Here is a 685-nt window from a genome sequence, read left to right as displayed (position 1 = left end):
CCGCCTGCGTCGCCGGACACCTCACCCTCCCCACCGCAGCCAAAATCGTCGCCCTGCGCAGCCAGACCATCGCCCACCACCTCACCGGACACGGCGGCATGATGTCCGTCCTCGCCTCACGAGAATGGATGGAGGAAGCGCTGGCCCCGTGGGACGGACGCCTGTGGATCGCCGCCATCAACGGCCCCGCCTCCGTCTCCATATCCGGAGACCCCGACGCACTCGCCGAATTCGGCAAAACCCTCTCCAAAGCCAAGATCTACCGCTGGCAACTCCCCGGCGTCGACTTCGCCGGACACTCCGGACACGTCACCACCATCAAGGACGAACTCCACCAGGTGCTTGACGGCGTCACCGCCACACCCGGCGAAATCCCCTGGATGTCCACCGTCACCGCCGACTGGACCGACCCCACCCACATCACCCCCGACTACTGGTACCGCAACCTCCACGACACCGTCCGCTTCCACCAAGCCACCCAAAACCTCCTCAACCACGGCCACCGCACCTTCATCGAAATCAGCACCCACCCCGTCCTCACCACCGCCATCCACGACACCACCGAAACCCACCCCGAACTACACACCACCATCACCGGCACCCTCCGCCGCGACGACGACACCCCCACCCGCTTCCTCACCCACCTCGCCGAACTCTCCACCACCGGAACACCCGTGGACTGGCC

Annotated in this window: 1 protein-coding gene; it reads left to right on the top strand. The window is 66.1% G+C overall.

Translation table 11 applies throughout. The annotated features are described in order from the left end of the window. Nucleotides 1-685, top strand: a 685-nt coding sequence (locus ABD329_RS47935; RefSeq protein WP_344318311.1) for an acyltransferase domain-containing protein, incomplete at both ends; no start/stop codon positions are given.

It is taken from the genome of Streptomyces javensis (assembly GCF_039525925.1).
GTDB lineage: Bacteria > Actinomycetota > Actinomycetes > Streptomycetales > Streptomycetaceae > Streptomyces > Streptomyces asiaticus.
The sequence above is the reverse complement of the archived record's forward strand: the minus strand, read 5'-3'. Positions and strand labels throughout refer to the sequence as shown.